Source organism: Paenibacillus sp. 01T422, assembly GCF_056398785.1.
The window spans coordinates 1-959 of record NZ_JBFTQB010001405.1 but is presented as its reverse complement, the minus strand read 5'-3'; the positions used below and the strand labels follow the sequence as shown (position 1 = coordinate 959).

The following is a 959-nucleotide window of genomic DNA, read 5'->3' as shown; positions in this document are numbered from 1 at the left end:
CCACCAATTCCCGAGATAGGAATGCCAACCTCCGAATTACGCGCACAATCTGCGACCATGTGCAGAGCGATCGGTTTAACAGCCGGACCGCAGTAGCCGCCATGAGAGCCCTTACCACCGACATGAGGGATCGTATTCCATGTATCAATATCGACCCCAGCTAACGAATTGATCGTATTGATCAAGGAGATCGCGTCCGCCCCGCCACGCACCGCCGCCTTCGCCGTGCTAGTGATGTCCGTGATATTTGGCGTCAGCTTCACGATCACCGGCGTCTTCGCCGCTTCTTTCGCCCACATCGTTTGCGCTTCCACAAGGTCTGGCTGCTGCCCTGAAGCTGATCCCATGCCGCGCTCCGCCATTCCGTGCGGACAGCCAAAGTTCAGCTCAAGACCGTCCACCCCGACGGCTTCGACCTTCTTTACGATTTCATGCCACTTTTCACGTTTGGGCTCAACCATCAGTGAAACAACAAGCGCATGATTGGGGAAGCGCTTCTTAGTCTCGTATATTTCTTGCAAATTAACCTCAAGCGGGCGGTCCGTAATCAATTCAATATTATTAAAGCCAGCAACACGTTGTCCGTTGAAATGAACCGCAGCAAAACGTGAGGACGTATTAATAATCGGGTCTCCGAGCGTTTTCCATACCGCACCACCCCAACCGGCTTCGAAAGCTCGCTGGACTTGGTAGCCTGTATTGGTCGGGGGTGCCGATGCCAACCAGAAAGGATTCGGTGAAGTTATGCCTGCTAGATTGATGCGTAGATCTGCCATGCAGTATCCCTCCAGTATGATGTACGATTATTGACCAGCTATTAGGCAGACTCGTTCTGAACGATAACTACTTGTTTGTAGATGGCATAAGCGGCTTGTTTCCCCTGCTGAGCAGCTGAAACAACCATTGCCTCCCCTTGACCCTCTCCGAAAATCACATCGCCTGCCGCAAATACTTTGGGA

Annotated in this window: 1 protein-coding gene and 1 pseudogene; both read right to left on the bottom strand. The window is 52.3% G+C overall.

Translation table 11 applies throughout. The features are described 5' to 3' along the window. Positions 1-776 (bottom strand): NAD-dependent dihydropyrimidine dehydrogenase subunit PreA (gene preA / locus AC1DUA_RS39110; protein ID WP_477504800.1); only part of this gene is annotated, 776 nt, incomplete at its 3' end. Between the two features lie 41 nt (positions 777-817). Further along, positions 818-959 (bottom strand): annotated as a pseudogene (locus tag AC1DUA_RS39105) (dihydropyrimidine dehydrogenase); the annotation flags it as partial.